Raw genomic sequence first — 18,462 nt, 5'->3', positions numbered from 1 at the left:
CAAATTACGCAAAATTGCCATCACCTTTTTGCCGGCTGGAGAGGCCTGTTGACACATCAGCCTCAATGCCTCAACTTGTCACTTGTTTTTCGATTTCCATAAAAAAGCATGTCTGCATCGGCAGATTTTTTTGCCATTCTCCATGAAAAATAATGATCGACACAGTTGTCTGATTGGTGATACACTATTGCAGGAGTTTGTTCTGTCCATTTATAGTTGAATGGCCAGTCCATACAAAACGAGTGCTATGAGTGCGTGGATTGAAATGCAGTTTTCTTTACAGCCTATGCGCTTGTTTACGTCGCACTCTATATGAGTGTCTGGATTGAAATAATTAGTTTCAATAACTTTTTAGGCATTTTTACTGTCGCGCTCTATATGATTCAGCATGAGATCGTATATACCCCATGGGGCAAACTATCAGTTAAAGCGATATACGAAATCCACACGAAACAAACTTTGGAATTGAGGGAGAGTAAAGTGAATCCATCCGCCGTTCATCATGTGAGTTCCTCTTTGGATATAACATCTTTTTTTGATATTTATAAAGCCAATGTTGTGCGAACGAGGTCAACGATCACCGCCATCGTCCTTTCCGTTTTTGATCAGTCGATTTTTGCTGCAGAGGATTTGGAGTATGCGGAGCAAGAAATGACCTTGTTTTTACAACATGAAATCAGGCAGACCGATCTTGTTTTTAAACTGGCCGTCCCATTTGAATGGTGCATCATTCTTGCCCATAGTGGAGAAAAAGAGGCAGAGGCTTTTCTTGAACGTCTCCAATCTCGTGTACAACTGAAAGTGATTCCCTTATTTAATCAGTATGATGCGGCTTTTTTGGCCAGCATCGCTGAAATTGGCAATAGTGACGTGGAATTGGAGGATTTGATTGAACAAGGAAGAAACGCCTTGGTTCACGCCAACAAGGAATGGCAAATTGTTTATGTGAATCATTATAAGGCGAAGCACCTAGAAACAGTAAAGATTAGCATATTGGAAGAAGATGAGATTTTTCGAAATGTGTTAAAGAACTCTTTGGAGGGTTTGTCCTTAAAACATTTTGAGATTGAAATTGAGACGTTTTCTGATGGATATCTTTTTCTGCAATCGAAACGGTATTTGTCGAGTCATACACATTTGGTGATCATGAATGATATTTTGCCAAGAAAAAATGGGTTGGAAGTGCTGTATACGCTTCGCAATCTGCCCAATAATAAAAAAATCATCATTTATATGATGACAAAAAGAAAAACGGAGGAAGACATGATCTATGCCTATGAACATGGAGTAGATCAATATGTAATGAAACCATTTCATTTGCGATTATTTGAAGCCCAAATCAAAAGAACGTTCGAAAGGCTATGGTCATGATGGATGTGTCGATTGATCTTTTAATTCAGTTTATGCTGGTGGTTTCCGTCTTTTTGCTTGTATTTTCCATTTATTTACTCTCGAACCGGGCAAGGGAAGTAGCGCGGGAAAGGAAAAAAGCAGCTTACATAAAGGAGCATCAAGACGCTTGGTATCATTATGTAAGAGGGAGCGGCCCCTTTCCGGAATCACTGATGCCGAGACATACGTATGAGCTATACGGAGTCGAACAAATTTTTTTGTCCTATATAAAAAATGTCTCCGATCCGTTGATTCGTGAAAAAATCAAGTTGTTTTCCAATGAATCTATGAAAGACCACTACGGGAAGTTGCTTGCCAGCAGAAAATGGAGCATTCGCATGAACGCTCAGTACAGGGTCGTTGATTTTCATATAGACAGCTTAATTGATCATTGTATCAGCATGGAAAAAAAGAAATTATCTCCAGATGAGCAGTTTCAACTGCTAAAAATCTATTCGCTATTCAAGCCGGATTTGTTTTTAAAAAAATTTTTGGAGAAACCGCCTTTATTTTCGGAATATGAATGTAAGAAACTATTCAAGACTGCGGATGATTCTGTCTTGAAGCAGCTTATCAAGAATTTTCATCAGTTATCCTCAACGTGCAAATACGCTTTCATTAACACCTTGGGAATGAAACGGGAGATTGGCACTGTCCCTTTCTTAGAAAGCCTTCTAAAAGAAGAGGACGCTGAAATCCGCATCCGCTCTTTAAAAGCGATTCATGAAATCGGCACGCTTCACCAAATAGAGAAGTATACACCCTTTATCTCGTCAGAGATATGGGAAGAGCGGCTCATGGCGGCGAAGGTACTTGGGAATTTGCCACTCCGTGACTCTGTTCCTTATTTGGAAACATTGTTGGCGGACGAGACTTGGCGGGTGCGTCAGGAGGCAGCCAAAACGCTGAAAATGGACCCTCACACTACCATGCTGGAAAGAGAACAGCAGGTTTATTAATCCTTGGAAGGGATTGTCGCCATACATGGGCAGTTTACTGGAATTGTTAATGAAGTTCTTTTCGGGAACGATCATCTTTTATATGATGATTGTCATTGTCACATACGGCAGTATGCTGATATTGGCATTTATCCAGCTAAGGAAGCAATACTTAATTGATAAAAATGAAGTGGATGAAGATGATATTGATGCGTTTTACTCAAAACCGGTGTCCATTATCGTTCCTGCGTACAACGAAGAAGCGGGTATTATCGACAGCATCCATTCCATACTCAGTCTGCGCTATCCGCAAATAGAGCTGATCATCGTAAATGATGGTTCTACTGATAATACACAGAGAAAAATAATAGAGCAATTTAGAATGAAGGAAGTTCAGGGAACGATAGCGAACCATATTCCGACGAAGCCGATTCGACATTTTTATCAGTCGGACATTCATCCGAATGTATGGTTGATTGAAAAAGAAAACGGGGGAAAGGCGGACGCCTTAAATGTAGGGATTAACGCATCAAGATATCCCTACTTTTGCACAATTGACGCCGATTCGATTTTGGAGGAAAACGCCCTGTTGCGTGTCATGAATCCCATCATTAAGTCCAATGATGAAGTTATAGCCGCAGGCGGAACGATCCGGATTGCCAATGGGCTTGATGTTCAATTGGGGGCCATATTCCAAACGGATTTATCGAAAAATGCCCTTGTTGTTATGCAGGTTGTTGAATATGTAAGAGCCTTCCTGATGGGCCGGATTGCTTTAAGCACATTTAATTTAATGTTGATCGTTTCAGGCGCCTTCAGTGTATTTTCCAAAAAATGGGTCGTTGCGGTTGGAGGTTATTCCACGGATATGATTGGAGAGGACATGGAATTAGTCGTCAAGCTACATCGGCGTCTAAAGGAAGAGAAAGTAAAGAAAAGAATTCAATTTGTACCGGATCCGGTCTGTTGGACCGAAACACCGCAAGATTTCCAGTCTTTAAGAAATCAGCGGAAAAGGTGGTACAGGGGGTTGATTGAAAGTCTGTGGAAACATCGAAAAATGACTTTAAACCCCAAGTTTGGAGCCATCGGCATGGTTTCTTTTCCATATTTCTGGTTTGTCGAATGTTTGGGGCCTTTGATTGAGTTGGCAGGCTATTTTTATATCGTGATTGCTTTTTTCTTAGGCGATATTTATTACGAGTTTGCTATCCTGTTGATCTTGCTGTTTGTCTTATATGGCGTATTGTTTACAGTGGCAACGATTTTGCTTGAAGCATGGACGATGAATACATATCCAAAGTTCAAAGACCTCATGCGCCTCCTATTCATATCCCTGACGGAAATGTTTTGGTATCGACCTATCACTTTATTTTATAAATGTGAAGGATTTATCACCTTTTTACTGGGGAAAAAAGAGTGGGGGCATATGGAGCGAGTAGGTCTATCCGGGGAAGGGAAGTCCAAATGAAGCGATTTTACATCTTGGGGCTCGTCATCATCATATGTTTACTATTGCCGATCCTTTTATGGTTGGCAGAGCCGGGCAAGAAGCTGCATATAGCGATCATTGATAAAACAGTTCCAAACGAAACATTTCGTGAACATCTTGGCATCACCTGGCTGTTAAATCATCTAAAATATACGGACCATAAAAATCAACCATTTCAATCGGCAAGCGATTACTATGGTTTTGTGCCAAATAATGAAGAAAAAGCATATGATATACGTGCGCTTCCGGACAATTATGACCGATATGGCGTCATTTATTTGGCAGATACATATGGGGTATATGATGAAGATTTGCCATGGATTGAAAAAGAACGGGAAGGCTCCCGTTCAGGTGAAATATACGGCGGTCTCGATTCGGAAGAATGGGCTGCCATTGTGGATCGCCTAAGCAAGAAAGAGAAAAGCTTGCTGATCGCGGAATATAATACATTTGCGTCGCCTACCCATGAAGCTGTAAAAAATAGTGTTACCGATTATTTGGGGCTGGATTGGTCAGGCTGGAATGGCCGCTATTTTGATGAATTGGATCCGCAAAAAAACAAGGAAATTCCGCAGTGGATTTTGGAAGAATACGGGACTGCATGGAATTACAGCGGCGCGGGTTTTCTTTTGGTCAATGACACGGATAATCAAGTTGTCGTGCTGGAAATGGACAAACATTTGCGGGAAAAAGGGATACGTGTTTCTTTTACCAAAGAAGGCAGGAAGCAATTCCATTTGGATGACAGCCCCGACTATGAATATTGGTTTGATATTGTCAAGCCGAAGAGTGACGCCAAAGTGCTTGCCAATTATGATTGGAATCTGACGGATGAAGGTGAAAAGTTGTTGAAAAAGCATGACATCCCGGCTGAATTTGCTGCGGTGTTATCTAGGGAACACGGCCCATCTTCCAGCTATTATTTTGCCGGAGATTTTAATGATATGGCGGATGTTCCCCGCTTTTACCAAATGAAAGGTTTGCAGTCAATTTATAAAATGGCACAAACGTTTTCCGATCAAGCTTTTTACTGGTCTACTTATTTTCCAATGATGGAGTCTAATTTAAAGTCGTTTGCCGAGAAAGAAGAGGTCATTCAGGGAAAAAAATCCGCCAAATTGACATACAATGCCCGGGTAAACAAAGATTCTTTTGAAATCCTGAAGGGCAACAAGTGGGAGCCCCTTGTCATTAAGGGAGTTAACATGGGGATGGGGAAACCTGGTGCTTTTCCGGGGGAAGCTGCTATAACAGAGGAGGAGTATTATAGGTGGTTTGAACAAATTGGGAAAATGAATGCCAATACATTACGCGTATACACGCTCCACCCTCCGGGATTTTATCGGGCTTTGAAGCGCTATAATGACAAACATCGAGAGAAAATCTACCTTTTCCACGGTGTTTGGATCAATGAGGAAAAATTAGAAGAATCACTGGATGCGTTTGAAACAGAGAATCTGCGTGAATTCCAAGAAGAAATGAAAACGATCGTTGATGTCATTCATGGCAATAAAATCGTCGAAGAAAGGCCCGGCCATGCTTCCGGTGTCTATCGGGCCGATATTTCCGAGTTTGTCATTGGCTGGATACTGGGTATCGAATGGTATCCGCATATGGTGCAAAATACGAATAACGTTCATGCTTCCATAGGAGATTATGACGGAACCTATTTTCAAACAAAGGATGCACAGCCGTTTGAACATTGGTTGGCGCAACAAATGGACTTCATCACACAATATGAGGTGGACAAATATCGCTACATTCGGCCCATGAGCTTTACGAACTGGGTAACAACCGATTTGTTAGAGCATCCGGCGGAACCGAATGAAGATGAAGATCTTGTCAGTGTGAATCCAAATGTGATTCATACAAAAAAAGAAATGAACAAAACGCAGCAATTTGCGTCTTATCATATTTATCCTTATTATCCTGATTTCTTTAATTTTGATGAATCTTATTTGTCTTACGTAGATCACCGGGGTGAAAAAAACAGTTATGCGGCCTATTTATCGGAGCTGCATGATGCACACCGGCTGCCCATTTTGGTTGCCGAGTTTGGCGTGCCCAGTTCACGGGGACTGACCCATGCTAACCCATTTGGCTGGAATCAGGGCTATTTGTCAGAGAAAGAGCAAGGAGCGATTCTTCGGCGTTTGTTTGAAGATATCATGGCGGAAAAGTTACTGGGAGGCCTTATTTTCACGTGGCAGGATGAGTGGTTTAAACGAACTTGGAATACGATGGACTATGACAACCCGAATCGCCGGCCTTATTGGTCGAATGCGCAAACGAATGAACAGCAATTTGGTTTATTAAGCTTTGACCGCCACAGCATTCAGGTGGACGGGGTGGCAGAAGAATGGAAATCCAAGCCGCTTTATCAAAAATACAGCGGCCTGAAGGCATTATATGTCGATCATGATGAAAGGTATTTATATATCCGGTTGGATAATGATCTGACCAAACAAGGTGATCCAGTGATTCTGCTTGATGTTGCTCCGAATCAAGGGAATGATTTGATCAAGGGTATCGATAACGTTTCTTTTTCCAATGGCGTTGATTTCATCATCGACTTGAGGAAAAAAGAATCGAGAATGAAAGTGGATGCCTATTATAATCTTTTTACCTATCAGTATGGCCATCAATTGGGCATGATTGAAGCAGGTCCAAAACCGGTCAACAATAGCGGGGAGTTTTCCATCATCCAATATGCGCTTAACAAAGAATTAACATTGCCCCAACAACATACAGTTTTACCTTTCAGCGCCTATGAAACCGGAAAGCTGAAGGAAGGCAATGGCAATCCATCATCCAAAGATTACGACTCGTTGGCGGATTATTATCGGAATGACGAAGGAATGCTGGAATTGAGAATTCCGTGGCTGTTGATCCAAGCAAAAGATCCCAGTCAGAAAGAGTTTGTGGGAGATCTTTATAAAGATGGCATGAATGCCAGTGCTTTCGTGGATGAAATAAACGTGGGGGCATTATATGTTGAAAATGGAGGCAATGTCATTGATTCATTTCCAGCGGTTCAAGAGGGCCGGCTCCTGAAGATGAAGGGGTACTCTTGGGAGAATTGGGATATGCCACAATATGAGGAACGGCTCAAACAGTCGTATGATACGATACAAGAGTTGTTTTTACATATTGAATGAACAAAGCTTCATGCAAAAGCAGGAAATGATCGATCAAACTCGGAAGTGTTGAAATGAAACAGGGGTGTCCGCAGGCCGAAAAATCGGCTTATTGGGCACCCCTTTTCTACATAAAGCACCATGTGATGGCGATAGTCCTGATCGAAAGCAACGTTGTACGCAGTTTTTTAACAGTTAATATGATAAGTTTTTTCTGCTGGCCGCCTTCACGGTTACGGCGTTAATCTTTCATATACTTCATTTAATTCTTTTAGGCGCTTTTCATCTTGCGCCTGCCTGGCATATTTCAGTTCTTCTTTTAGGACGGAATTTAAATAATCTGTCTCTTCTTCTCCCAACTTTTCGACGAATTCTTTTTCATTTTTGTAATGCTGGCTTACAAGTTTTTTGTATATTTGCCGTCCGAACTCTTCGTCATCATAGTTGGACATTGTTTCACGCAAATAGCCTAATGTGTGATCGATGGGAATCACCTTCTTCGTTACATTTTCGTGTTGCTTTTTTTGCTGCGTTCTTCCAGTTTGGTTTTGGGCGCCTGATTTGCTTTATCTTCTGAATATCCTTGTGGATTGACGCTTGTTACGACTCTTTTTTCATTTTTGATCGGGTCTCTTCTGTTCATTGTGCCACCTCCATGTGTTTATTGTTGAATGATCGGCTGTTTTTATTCTAGCGCGGCATTGGGTCCATTTTTTTCCAAATGATGCTCAGATGATAAAACAAAAAGCAGGAGGTTCTCGCCACTAAGATGAGGCTGCATGAGAACCTTCTGCTTTACATGTTTTATGACGGCTGGTACGTGAATCTTGGCAGACCGATGTCGGCCATGGTGAGCAGTCCCGGTTGCCGAATAGCGTCGATCCGTTTGGCGGTGTTGATAGCCATGGCGGCGGTGGATGTGTCGCCGAATATGCCCTCTGGCACAACGATCCGTTGGGTGGTATTTCCTTTAAGGATGATTTCGTCCTTTTGCTCAATACCGGCAGACATTGTTAAATCAAGATGTATCTCGAAGCCTTCAGCGGTTCTGCCGCGCGATACTTGGTGAAGACCGCTAACATCTCCCGTGTTCAATGGTGTGAGCGGGGTATGAACCTGGTCTTTTGCAATGGTCGGTTCGATCGTATTGTTCACGTCTGTCAGCTTCCAGTTCAGTGCATAGGCGATCAATCTGACCGATTCTTCCAAGCCGACATGACCGATTTTATCCTGTTTGGCCAAAGAGAGGAATTCTTCCTCTGACATGCCGATGCCGACCTTTTTTTGTAAAGGTATGCGTCTTTTCGCGACATCGACGTTCCGGATGACGGTTATTTTTTTCACACTCGTCAAAACAGTCGAAAAGCAGACGGCCATTGTGTCCATAATGAAGCCCGGATTAATGCCGGTGCCGATGACAGTCAAGTTTTTCGACTTGGCGTACTCATCGATTTCTTGGGCAAGCTCCGGATAGGCATGCCAAGGGTAGGAAAGCTGCTCACATGTAGAGACAACGGAATAACCATTGTCCAAAAGCTCTTTGATTTGCGGCCAGACAAGTTTTAAATTGGAACCTGTGGCATGGATAGCCACCGGTTGACTATCTTTTCTTTTTTCGACGTCTTGAACATTGTCGGCCACTTTGATTCCGCTGTCAGCTTCCCCGCTGAGTTCTCCGATATCTTTCCCCACTTTATTGGGATCTATATCCACTGCCCCAATAACCGAATGGGGATTGAGTTGATAGGCATTGCGGAGGATTTCTATGCCGATTGGCCCCAAGCCAAATACTAATACGTTCATCTTTTATATGCACCCTTTCTATATCTTTTAACCAATCGTAGCACCGCCTTTAACGGTACGGAAATACATATATCTTATATGGTTATAAGGTTTCCTTATAGATCGGAAAAACAAATAGGTATTCCCGCCAGATCAAAAGGTTTGGGTATGCAGAGAGATGTTTACCATATTTCCCCAAATTAGCATGCTTTGCCAGAGGGCGCTTGCTTTTTGAAAAGGACTTAGAGGAAAAAGTAGCTTTAGCGGCACCATACAAGCCAAAAGTGCTCTATCGAATAAAAGCATCCACATCCCGGCTTGTTTGTTACACCCTTTTTACAGGAATAATACAATTCGTTTACGGTCAGTTAACCATGTTTTGGTAAATTAAGAAGTTGTAATTCATTTAAAGAAGGGAGATTATTATGACCTATGACAAGGTGAAAAAGCACAATACTTATAAAATAGTATTTTTCACTATTCTCCTCTCATTATTTGCCCAGATAATGTTCGTCCAACAAAATGAGGCAAATGCAGCCAAAAATGAGAATAGTCGTGCGGAATATTTAGGGATGAAATTATATCGGGGGGAAATTCACGCCCACACCTCGATTAGTGATGGGGTAGAATTTCCAAAAGATGCTTTTGAATATGTACAGAAGCACACGAACCACGACTTTTTTGGTACGACAGAGCATGATGTTACGTTTGATATCAGTTCGGGAAACGATTACTTGAAACGATATCAAGACTCTTATTCGGAAGAGTATAAGCTAACACGGAAACAGCATGATGATTATAATACCGATCAATTCGTCACTGTTCCGGGGATCGAAGTGACTTGGTATGATAATGCGGGGCATATTAATTTATTTAATACGGAATGGTTCCCGCGAACGTATGGAAAAGGGGCAACAGGACAATTTGGCATGGGCGTTTTACGTTATGATTTGCCTACATTTTATGGCAGATTAAGTGAAGATCCGGATGCGATTGCCCAGTTTAATCATCCTGATGCCATGAGAAAGGGCGATTTTTTTGGCTTTAAACATATAACAAAAGAAGTGGATGATCGAATCTCATTATTTGAATATAAAGTGTCGCGTTATTTTAATACTTATATACAAGCATTAGATAATGGCTGGCATGTTTCGCCAACTTATTCAGGGGATGAACATCAAGCCAATTGGGCAGCACATCACCCCGGCCTTACCGGTTTGTGGACAGAAGAATTAACGAGGGAAGGCATTTACGATGCCTTGAAAAATCGCAGAACGTACAGTTCATTTGACGAAAACTTTAACTTGAAATATTCTGCCAACAAGAAAATGATGGGATCGATTTTACCGAAAGATACAAAAGAATTAGACATACATATTGATCTATTGGATCCTGATAAAGAAGATCATATCGAGAAAGTAACGATTTACAAAAATAATGGTGAAATTGTAAAAGAGTATACGGATATTAATAGCAATACATTCACTGTCGATGAAACGGTTTCTAGTAAAAATGGAGAATATTTTTTAGTACGGGTATTTCAAAAAGATCAAGATGAGATTATCAGTGCGCCAATCTGGATTGGGGAAGAAACAGCAGGAACGGATTACGCTCCGGAGATTACGGTAGAGAAAGAGCTTCCCGGCACTGTTAAACTTGGAGATACAGTAACCATTCCTAACGCGGCGGCGACAGATGACAGTGGTGAAAACCCGTCGGTGAAAGTGGAAGTGTTCGATTCAAAAGGGTTCGTTGAAGTAAACGATAACCGTTTTACGATTAAAGAGTACGGAGAGTACTTTGTTCGCTACTATGCGACCGATTCAAATGGCAATTCCCGAGTAAAGATCGAGCGAATGGTAGTCGATGATAAAGAACTAGATGCGGACAAGCTTTTACAGGAATTTTCACCTGTTGTCCATGTAGGTGAAACAGATGATGCTGTTGGCCTTAATCTAGTGACAGATAAAGTCGTGAAACAATCTTATGTTCAATATAAAGAAGCATCTGAAACAGATTGGAAAAAGGCAAAAGTTGTTCAAGCTGATGTTTCTTATTTTGAATCGGCATATGGAAAAGATATCGACAATAGTAATTACCGAATTTTAGCGTCCCATGAAGCGAATATAGACAAGCTGAAAAAAGGGACAAAGTATGAGTATCGTTATGGTGTGTCGAAAAACGGTCCATGGGGGCCGGTAAATTCGTTTGAAACGGTACCCGATTCTGATGATACGACAATTTATGTGATGGGCGACTTGCAAGTGCCAGATAGAAATCCGGAAAGCTTCTCCTTGTTTACCGACACGCTGAAAATGATTCGTGGCAAAAATCCCGATGGAAAGCTGATGTTACAAGTTGGCGATCTTGTTGACAAAGGTGGAAGAGCGGATTTTTGGTCTGATGTTTTTGACCATGTTTATAAAGATTTTGATTTATTATCAGCAAACATGGCAGGAAACCATGAATTCATGCAAGATGCCGATGCTAGTTCATTTGCGCATTATTTTAATACTCCCAAAAATGGAAAAGGGACGTTTCCAGAAACAAATTATTCCTTTGATTATGGAGATGCTCATATTGCCGTTATTAATTCCATGGATCTGAACAAGGAACAACTAAAATGGTTGGAAGAAGATATGCGTTCCACGGATAAAAAGTGGAAAATTGTGACAGGTCACTTTTCTTATTTTGGCGGATCGCATAGTGATGATCCTGGTATGAGTACCGATCGCGCACTTATGTCGAAGAAATTGCAACAGCTTGGCGTGCAGTTGTATATTGGCGGGCATGATCATGTATATAAACGCTCCACGATTCGTGATGGCAAAATGGATAATAGTCAGGAAGCGATGAATTTAGGTACGACTCATATTACGATGGGTTCTTCCGGACCGAAATATTATGACAATGAAGCCTATTTCTGGGATCATATTGTGTATGATGAAAATGTCCCGACAGGGATGATTTTGGAAGCAAACGGCGAATCGCTAACGGTTAAAGCGTATAACCAAGCTGGAGATACAATTGACGAATTTACCATCCAACAAGCTGAAAATCATATAGAATTATCAAGTGTTGATGTGGAAAACGGAATGTTTAAAGGAGTTGGCTTGTTAAATCATCCCGGGTCACTAGATAAAGTGACGGTGATTGCCGCCAAGTATGACCAATCCGGTAAAAAACTACTCGATTCCCAAATCAAAGAGGTAGAATTAGAACAAAAAGGCCGGGAACAAGTCATACGATTTGATGAACCAATGAAATTTACCGATCAGAATACGGTCAGGCTGTTTGTTTGGGATCATTTTTCAAATCAGCGACCTGTTGTGCCTTCTATGGTAGTAAGGGAAGCAATGGAAGGTGAGGGTACAGCAGAAAATCCGTATAAGATTGACAGTTTAGAAGATATGAAGAAAATGGCCTACTACCCTGATCGCCATTATGTGATGACAGCTGACATTGATGGCGAAGGGCAGTCGTTACAAGCAATCGGATCAGGAGATAGCCCATTTAGTGGAGTATTTGATGGAAATGGGCATTCCATTACAAATGTGAAGATCACGACTCCGAGTGGCGATCAAGGCGCAGGATTGTTTAATGTGAATAACGGCACGATTAAAAATGTTGCTGTACTAAAAGCAAATATTGATATTCATTCCAATGACATCGGCATTTTAGTCGACGTGAACAATGGAACGGTTGAAAATTCTTATACGACTGGAAAAATTACGGGTCAATCGAATGTCGGCGGCTTAGTAGGATTTTCTAATGGAACGATTCGAAATAGCTATTCTACTGCAACTGTAAAAGCAAAAGAGAAGCAAGCAGGCGGATTAGTCGGTATTACAAACTACTTTAGTTTGACAGAAAATAGTTATGCGACGGGGTCTGTAACGGTAGGAAGCTCCAATGCAGGTGGAATAAGCGGTTATGGTTACAATGATACAACGATTCAAAATAACTTTGCTTTCAATACTTCTGTCATTACGACGAGTGCGGCCAACCGAATTGTGGGCCGGATTAGAAGTGATCAACAAGCCGTATTAGAAAACAACTACGCCTACGATAACATGATGGTGAGCAAAGAAGGCATAACGAAAGAAGATGCCAATAATGAAAAAGGACTTGGAAAGTCAAGAGAGCAAATGGCCGATCAAGCCACATTTGAGAAAGGATTAGGCTGGGACTTTGACCACGTTTGGATATGGGATGAAGGTGCGCAACGTCCATTACTGAAAAACAATCAAGAAAAGGTAAATGAAAATACGGAAGAACCTTCACTTGAAAAAGATGAAAATGGATCCTATATTATCACTTCTGTACAAGATTTACAGATGATCAATCTTTTTCCGAAAGCAGACTATATTTTACAAAATGATTTGGACTTTTCCGGCTATACGTTTACTACTTTAAATATAGATTCGCCGTTTTTAGGCACATTTGACGGGAACGGTAAAATCATCAAAAATATGGAGTCGAAAACGGGCGCTTTATTCCATTTAAATGGTGGAACGATTACAAACGTCGGAATTGAAAATGCAAATGTTATCGGGGAAGAAGGAGCACCGCAAACGGGCATTCTAGTCAATGTGAACAATGGAACGGTTGAAAACACGTATACGACTGGAAAGGTTGTCGGAAAAAATACAGTTGGGGGCATCGTAGGATATTCGAATGCTACGATCCGAAATAGCTATTCAACAGCGGATGTAACCGCCCAAGTAAGTCAAGCGGGTGGTATTGTAGGTATAACAAACGGCGGCAGCTTAACAGAAAACGTGTTTGCGACAGGAGCCATAACTGCCGGAACGAGTAATGCTGGCGGGATCACGGGCTATGGCTATAATGGAACGATTGTCAGAAATACAGCAGCGTTAAATAAGTCTATTACTACCAATTCTCGAGCGAACCGAATTGTCGGGAGAATCTATAAAGGACATATAGCGGTGTTGGAAAATAATCTATCATATCAGGGAATATCAATGGAAAATGAGTACGTGACGACAGACTCATTAACCAATGAACGAGGATTAGGTAAAACGAAAGAAGAAATAGAAAACAAAGACACGTATATTCAGGCATTGGGTTGGGATTTTGCGTCAATATGGAAATGGGATCCACAAAATAATAGGCCCGCGCTGGCATTCAACGAAGTAACAGAAGAACAACCGGGAGAGGATGTCGAGGAAGAGCCGGGAGAGGAAGCTGAGGGACCAGCGCTTCAAAAAGATGACAATGGATTCTACATGATCGGAACGATTGAAGATTTACAGGAACTCAATCAGTTTCCAAATGAACAGTATAAGCTCAACAAAGATCTTGATTTTTCGAATGTAGCGAATGCGGCTCCATTAAATAGCTCGAACGCTTTTACAGGTGTATTCGATGGGAATGGGAAGAAAATTCTTCATTATACATCTAAACAAGGAGCGTTTATGGATCAAAACAAAGGTACCATTAAAAACATGGGTGTTGTTGACGCTAAAGTGGAGGCTGCTGGTGATAACATTGGAATATTAATCAATGTAAATGATGGTGTAATCGAAAATTCGTTTACAACGGGTGAAGTGACAGGCAACTCAAATGTCGGCGGCTTAGTCGGCTATTCGAACGGTCAAATTAGAAACAGCTATTCAACGGCTCATGTAAAAGCAACATCTAAGCAGGCAGGAGGACTTGTCGGTATTACAAACACAGAAAGTATAACAGAAAATAGTTATGCGGCCGGATCTGTATCGGCGGGAAGTTCAAATGCAGGCGGAATTAGTGGATATGGGTATAATGAAACAACGCTGCAAAACAGTGTTGCTTTAAACGATATGGTCAATACGATATCTTATGCCAACAGAATTGTCGGCAGAGTGAAAGCTGGCCATACGGCAACGCTAGTCAATAATGTGGCAAATCATCATATGACCGTTAGCAAAGAGGGCGTTACAAATGAAGCGGCGAATAATGAAAAAGGTCTCGGAAAAAGCATAGAACAATTAGCGAGTCAACAATTGTATGAAAACGGGCTTGGCTGGGATTTTAATGGAACTTGGACTTGGGATGATGTTGCGAAACGCCCATTATTGGTTGCCAATAAAGAGTATATTGATCCAAATAGTCATCCGCAACGGCCTTCACTGGAACAGAATGAAGATGGATACTATATGATCAAGACCGCGGCTGATTTCCAAGTACTGAATCAGTTTCCAAATGAGAAATATATCGTAAATAATGATCTTGATTTTACAGGTCAATCGTTTACAGTGGAAAAACCTTTTATGGGTGAGTTGAACGGAAACAATAAAACGATCCGTCATTTCCATTCCAATGTCGGCGGTTTATTTCAACTGAATGGTGGAACGATTAAAAATATTGGAATGATAGAGGCGAAAATTGTTGGAGAAAAAGGTGCGGCTCAAGCCGGAATGGTCGTCAACTTAAACAATGGAATAGTTGAAAATGTCTTTTCAACTGGTTCCATCACTGGTGATAACACGGTTGGAGGGATAGCAGGATATTCCAATGGTGTGATCAAAAACAGTTACTCGCATGCTGATGTAACCGCGAATGTCAGTCAAGCAGGCGGAGTTGCCGGCATTACGAATGCCGGAAGTGTAACAGAAAAGGTATATGCAGCAGGCTCTGTTACAGCAAAGAAAAGCAATGCCGGCGGTATTACAGGATATGGCTATAATGGAACAGTTGTAAAAAGCGCCATTGCCTTAAACCCTTCTGTTACGGCAGGCTCGCACGCGAATCGAATCGTTGGAAGAGTTTTTAAAGGACATACAGCGACGTTAACGAACAATTTCGCCGTAGCGGATATGACTGTTGATCAAGAAGCTGTTACAACTGAGTCTCCAACAAATGAAAAAGGTCAAAGCATTGATAGAGAAGGACTTGCGAGTAAAACGATTTATGAGGAAACGTTGGAGTGGGATTTCCAACATGTGTGGCACTGGGATGAAAACCGACAATTACCTGTATTAAAATACTAGATTCGCCAAGTATGAATAGATGGAGGTTCCGATGAAGAAAACGATCTATGTCTTTGTCGTTATGGTTCTCTTTAGTTTCATCACTCCTTTAACCTTAAAGGCAGAAACGATTCACAATAACGACGGGACATTTACAATAACCGGACAAGATGCCAGTAGTGCAAATAAAACGATGACATTATCCGTTTTTGAAGGAAAAGAACAATCTTCAAACACGTTAATGTATATCGATGAGTTTACTGCCGATGATAAAGGCAACTACAACCTAACATTTACGACAAAAGAGGCGTTATCGCCAGACGCTCCTTTTGTTGTAACATTAACTGCTGATGGTAAAAAAATTGAGCATGAAACCATTTATCATCCAGAAGCTGAAAAACCGACAGACCCGACCGATCCTAAAGACCCAACAACCCCTGGAGAAGATCCGGGAGATGGAGAAGGTCCAGGAGACGGAGAAGATCCGGGAGACGGAGAAGATCCGGGAGACGGAGAAGATCCGGGAGATGGAGAAGATCCGGGAGATGGAGAAGGTCCGGGAGACGGGAAAGATCCTGGAGATGGAAAAGGTGATAAACCTGGAGATCATAACGATGGTGATGGAGGTAATGGACAAAAGCCAGACGACAATGACGGCAGCAATCAACCAAAAGGAAATGACGGAAATGAGAATGGTAACAATGATGGTTCTTCTGATGCAGACAAAAAGAGTCAAACAGAAGATTCAACAGGATCGAGTAACGAAGGAAAAGATGGGGACAAGCTTCCTAATACGGCTACATCCATCGGGAACTTGATTGTCATTGGCATTGGATTGATCGCCGTCGGTGGTGGATTTGTCTATTTGGGGAGAAGAAAGTCCCGGAAACAGTAATTGAAAGTTGGATAGATTGGTAAGCTCGAAGATTGTTTATTTTTAAATAAGCCGTTACTTTCCTGGAAATAAATCTCGGGAAGTAACGGCTTTTTTGATTTGGAATGGCATTTTTCCCTTTTTAACATTGGGCTCTATTGGCATGAAGTTGTTCGTCAAATTCCTATTTTTGCAAAGGAAAGGTGGTTCCCCGCCCAAACAGATAAAAGGTCATCAAGGCATAATGATCGTGCCCGCCTCAAGGGGAAATGGGTTGAAAAATCGCCCTTTGCATCATCGCGAGGGCTGACTGAATCTGAGCTGAACTGAACTGTATTGACTATATCTGCGCGCCTACATGTCATTGTTTAAGCGGCTTGCCACATAAACTGAATTATTCTGCCAGTATGTACATTTGCAGAGCTAAAATATCAGATGGTAAAATCACTTTGCAGAATGTCCAAGATACGGCTGGTGAGTAACGGCAAATAGTCATCATCTTTCCATATGGCCGAAATGGAGCTTGATAACTCCATATCGCTGATCGGCAGAGCCCGAATTTTTCCCGTTTGTAAAATATCGACCATCTCTTTTGGAATGAAAGCTACACCAACATTATTAGACACCAAGTTGATGGCGGTAAATAGCTCGGATACCGTACAAATTCTTTTTGGTGTAAAGTCGGCCATTGTACAGGCTCTTTCCACAAGATAATGGAGAGAAGAGGCCTGTTCTTTATCATAATGAATGAAATTTTCGTCTCTTACCTCTTCCAAATGAATTGATTGTTTGGAGGCAAGCGGATGCTCCACCGACACGACAAGTTGAAGGGGCTGTCTGCTGAACTCCACCATCTTCATCCCCTCTTTCAACATCTCGTTTTTTTGGATGGGGGTACGAATAAGAGCGAGATGGTATTTGTCATTTCTGACCAATTCAATCGCTTGGGACGAGGTCGTTTCATGCAAATAAAATTCCACTTCGGGGAATTCGAGAATCATCTTTTTAAACAGATTGGGAATATACAGGCTCGCAGCCGTCGGGACAGTCGCAATATTCATTTTTGCTTTTGGTACGATTTTATTTTCTTTGATATATTGAATGGTTGATTCGATCATTTCAAAAGAAGATGCAAGCTTTTTGTATAAATATTCTCCTTCTTCCGTCAAGGTAACCTTTCTCGTTGTTCTGCGCAGCAGTTTTATACCAAGTTGCTTTTCAAGCGACACGATTTGCTGGCTCAAAGCAGGTTGGGAAATATATAGCTTTTGTGCCGCATTGCTGAAGTTTTTCTGTTTGGCTACTTCCAAAAAATACCTAAAAGCATCAAGGTTCATACGACCATTTTCCTCCTTGCTTAATCTCCGTATAGCATCTACAGAGCGTAATGGAGAACACTTTCCATGATATACCACTGAGTGATAGAGTACAAATCCCCGTCTTCTTTTAAGAGGAATGACTTGAAAAAGCTGCTGCTCAGATGATCAGGCGGCGAAAAATCCACTGCTTACCTAATAGAAAGCAAATTTCAAATTCATTTCTTGCGCTTATTGACTTCTTTTATCTTGTAAAAGTTTACAATGAACTAAAGTGCAGTGTTCATTAACATTTGAACCTATTTCATCATTCTGTGTAATGCCTAAAAAAGCGAACATGCCAATGTTACAGATTTCATACTTGCATTTCTACAGGCGGACGGTTTCCACTAGTCTGCTTTTTCCTCGCCGCTTCGCTTCTGCGGGACCTTCGGCGCAAGCTAATCCCGGAGGCAGGATCTGTCTATATTATTCAGAATATATGTAATATTTGTATTTTAGACTTAGAAAACAATGTTGAAATTCACTAATTTGATAAATGTTAAATCCCTAAAACTAAT

General features: G+C 41.4%; 10 protein-coding genes. 6 read left to right on the top strand and 4 right to left on the bottom strand.

Annotation, left to right across the window (positions count from 1 at the left end; translation table 11 throughout):
• The first annotated feature begins 480 nt into the window (after nucleotides 1-480).
• Genes MHB50_RS17030 through MHB50_RS17015 form a run of 4 tightly spaced genes read left to right on the top strand, consistent with a single transcriptional unit; the run spans nucleotide 481 to nucleotide 6,980 of the window.
• The gene (locus tag MHB50_RS17030) at nucleotides 481-1,371 is read left to right on the top strand and encodes a response regulator (RefSeq protein ID WP_340084277.1); all 891 of its coding nucleotides are present in this window, start codon (nucleotides 481-483) and stop codon (nucleotides 1,369-1,371) included.
• Entirely contained in the window at nucleotides 1,368-2,351 is a 984-nt protein-coding gene (locus MHB50_RS17025) for a HEAT repeat domain-containing protein (protein ID WP_340084276.1), read from the top strand. Before MHB50_RS17030 ends, MHB50_RS17025 begins: the two co-directional genes overlap by 4 nt.
• Before the next feature lie 25 nt (nucleotides 2,352-2,376).
• The gene (locus tag MHB50_RS17020; RefSeq protein WP_077111488.1) at nucleotides 2,377-3,801 is read left to right on the top strand and encodes a glycosyltransferase; all 1,425 of its coding nucleotides are present in this window, start codon (nucleotides 2,377-2,379) and stop codon (nucleotides 3,799-3,801) included.
• On the top strand, nucleotides 3,798-6,980 hold the full coding sequence (locus MHB50_RS17015; protein ID WP_340084275.1) for a hypothetical protein: 3,183 nt from the start codon (nucleotides 3,798-3,800) through the stop codon (nucleotides 6,978-6,980). Before MHB50_RS17020 ends, MHB50_RS17015 begins: the two co-directional genes overlap by 4 nt.
• Before the next feature lie 212 nt (nucleotides 6,981-7,192).
• Here MHB50_RS17015 and MHB50_RS17010 read toward each other — a convergent pair whose 3' ends face one another.
• The 3 genes from MHB50_RS17010 to MHB50_RS17000 form a co-directional block, all read right to left on the bottom strand.
• Entirely contained in the window at nucleotides 7,193-7,444 is a 252-nt protein-coding gene (locus tag MHB50_RS17010) for a sporulation protein (protein WP_077111512.1), read from the bottom strand.
• Between the two features lie 17 nt (nucleotides 7,445-7,461).
• On the bottom strand, nucleotides 7,462-7,602 hold the full coding sequence (sspL, locus tag MHB50_RS17005) for a small, acid-soluble spore protein L (protein WP_077111486.1): 141 nt from the start codon (nucleotides 7,600-7,602) through the stop codon (nucleotides 7,462-7,464).
• Between the two features lie 161 nt (nucleotides 7,603-7,763).
• The gene (locus MHB50_RS17000) at nucleotides 7,764-8,762 is read right to left on the bottom strand and encodes a hypothetical protein (RefSeq protein ID WP_205179540.1); all 999 of its coding nucleotides are present in this window, start codon (nucleotides 8,760-8,762) and stop codon (nucleotides 7,764-7,766) included.
• Between the two features lie 404 nt (nucleotides 8,763-9,166).
• Here MHB50_RS17000 and MHB50_RS16995 point away from each other — a divergent pair, with 404 nt between their 5' ends.
• Together MHB50_RS16995 and MHB50_RS16990 are read left to right on the top strand one after the other, a co-directional pair.
• Entirely contained in the window at nucleotides 9,167-15,733 is a 6,567-nt protein-coding gene (locus MHB50_RS16995; protein WP_205179544.1) for a metallophosphoesterase, read from the top strand.
• 31 nt (nucleotides 15,734-15,764) lie between these two features.
• Entirely contained in the window at nucleotides 15,765-16,607 is an 843-nt protein-coding gene (locus MHB50_RS16990) for an LPXTG cell wall anchor domain-containing protein (protein ID WP_340084273.1), read from the top strand.
• A gap of 410 nt (nucleotides 16,608-17,017) precedes the next feature.
• Here MHB50_RS16990 and MHB50_RS16985 read toward each other — a convergent pair whose 3' ends face one another.
• Nucleotides 17,018-17,923: a LysR family transcriptional regulator gene (locus MHB50_RS16985; RefSeq protein WP_205179552.1), complete on the bottom strand. Its 906-nt coding sequence runs from the start codon at nucleotides 17,921-17,923 to the stop codon at nucleotides 17,018-17,020.
• Between the last annotated feature and the right edge of the window lie 539 nt (nucleotides 17,924-18,462).

Source organism: Siminovitchia sp. FSL H7-0308, assembly GCF_037980985.1.
GTDB lineage: Bacteria > Bacillota > Bacilli > Bacillales > Bacillaceae_C > Siminovitchia > Siminovitchia thermophila.
Note: the sequence above shows the minus strand (reverse complement) of the source record. Positions and strands in the feature narration are given on the sequence as shown.

Coding starts and splice junctions, on each gene's coding strand:
- MHB50_RS17025 (WP_340084276.1), top strand. CDS start 1,368: ATGATGGATGTGTCGATTGATCTTTTAATTCAGTTTATGCTGGTGGTT.
- MHB50_RS17020 (WP_077111488.1), top strand. CDS start 2,377: ATGGGCAGTTTACTGGAATTGTTAATGAAGTTCTTTTCGGGAACGATC.
- MHB50_RS17015 (WP_340084275.1), top strand. CDS start 3,798: ATGAAGCGATTTTACATCTTGGGGCTCGTCATCATCATATGTTTACTA.
- sspL (WP_077111486.1), bottom strand. CDS start 7,602: ATGAACAGAAGAGACCCGATCAAAAATGAAAAAAGAGTCGTAACAAGC.
- MHB50_RS17000 (WP_205179540.1), bottom strand. CDS start 8,762: ATGAACGTATTAGTATTTGGCTTGGGGCCAATCGGCATAGAAATCCTC.
- MHB50_RS16995 (WP_205179544.1), top strand. CDS start 9,167: ATGACCTATGACAAGGTGAAAAAGCACAATACTTATAAAATAGTATTT.
- MHB50_RS16990 (WP_340084273.1), top strand. CDS start 15,765: ATGAAGAAAACGATCTATGTCTTTGTCGTTATGGTTCTCTTTAGTTTC.
- MHB50_RS16985 (WP_205179552.1), bottom strand. CDS start 17,923: ATGAACCTTGATGCTTTTAGGTATTTTTTGGAAGTAGCCAAACAGAAA.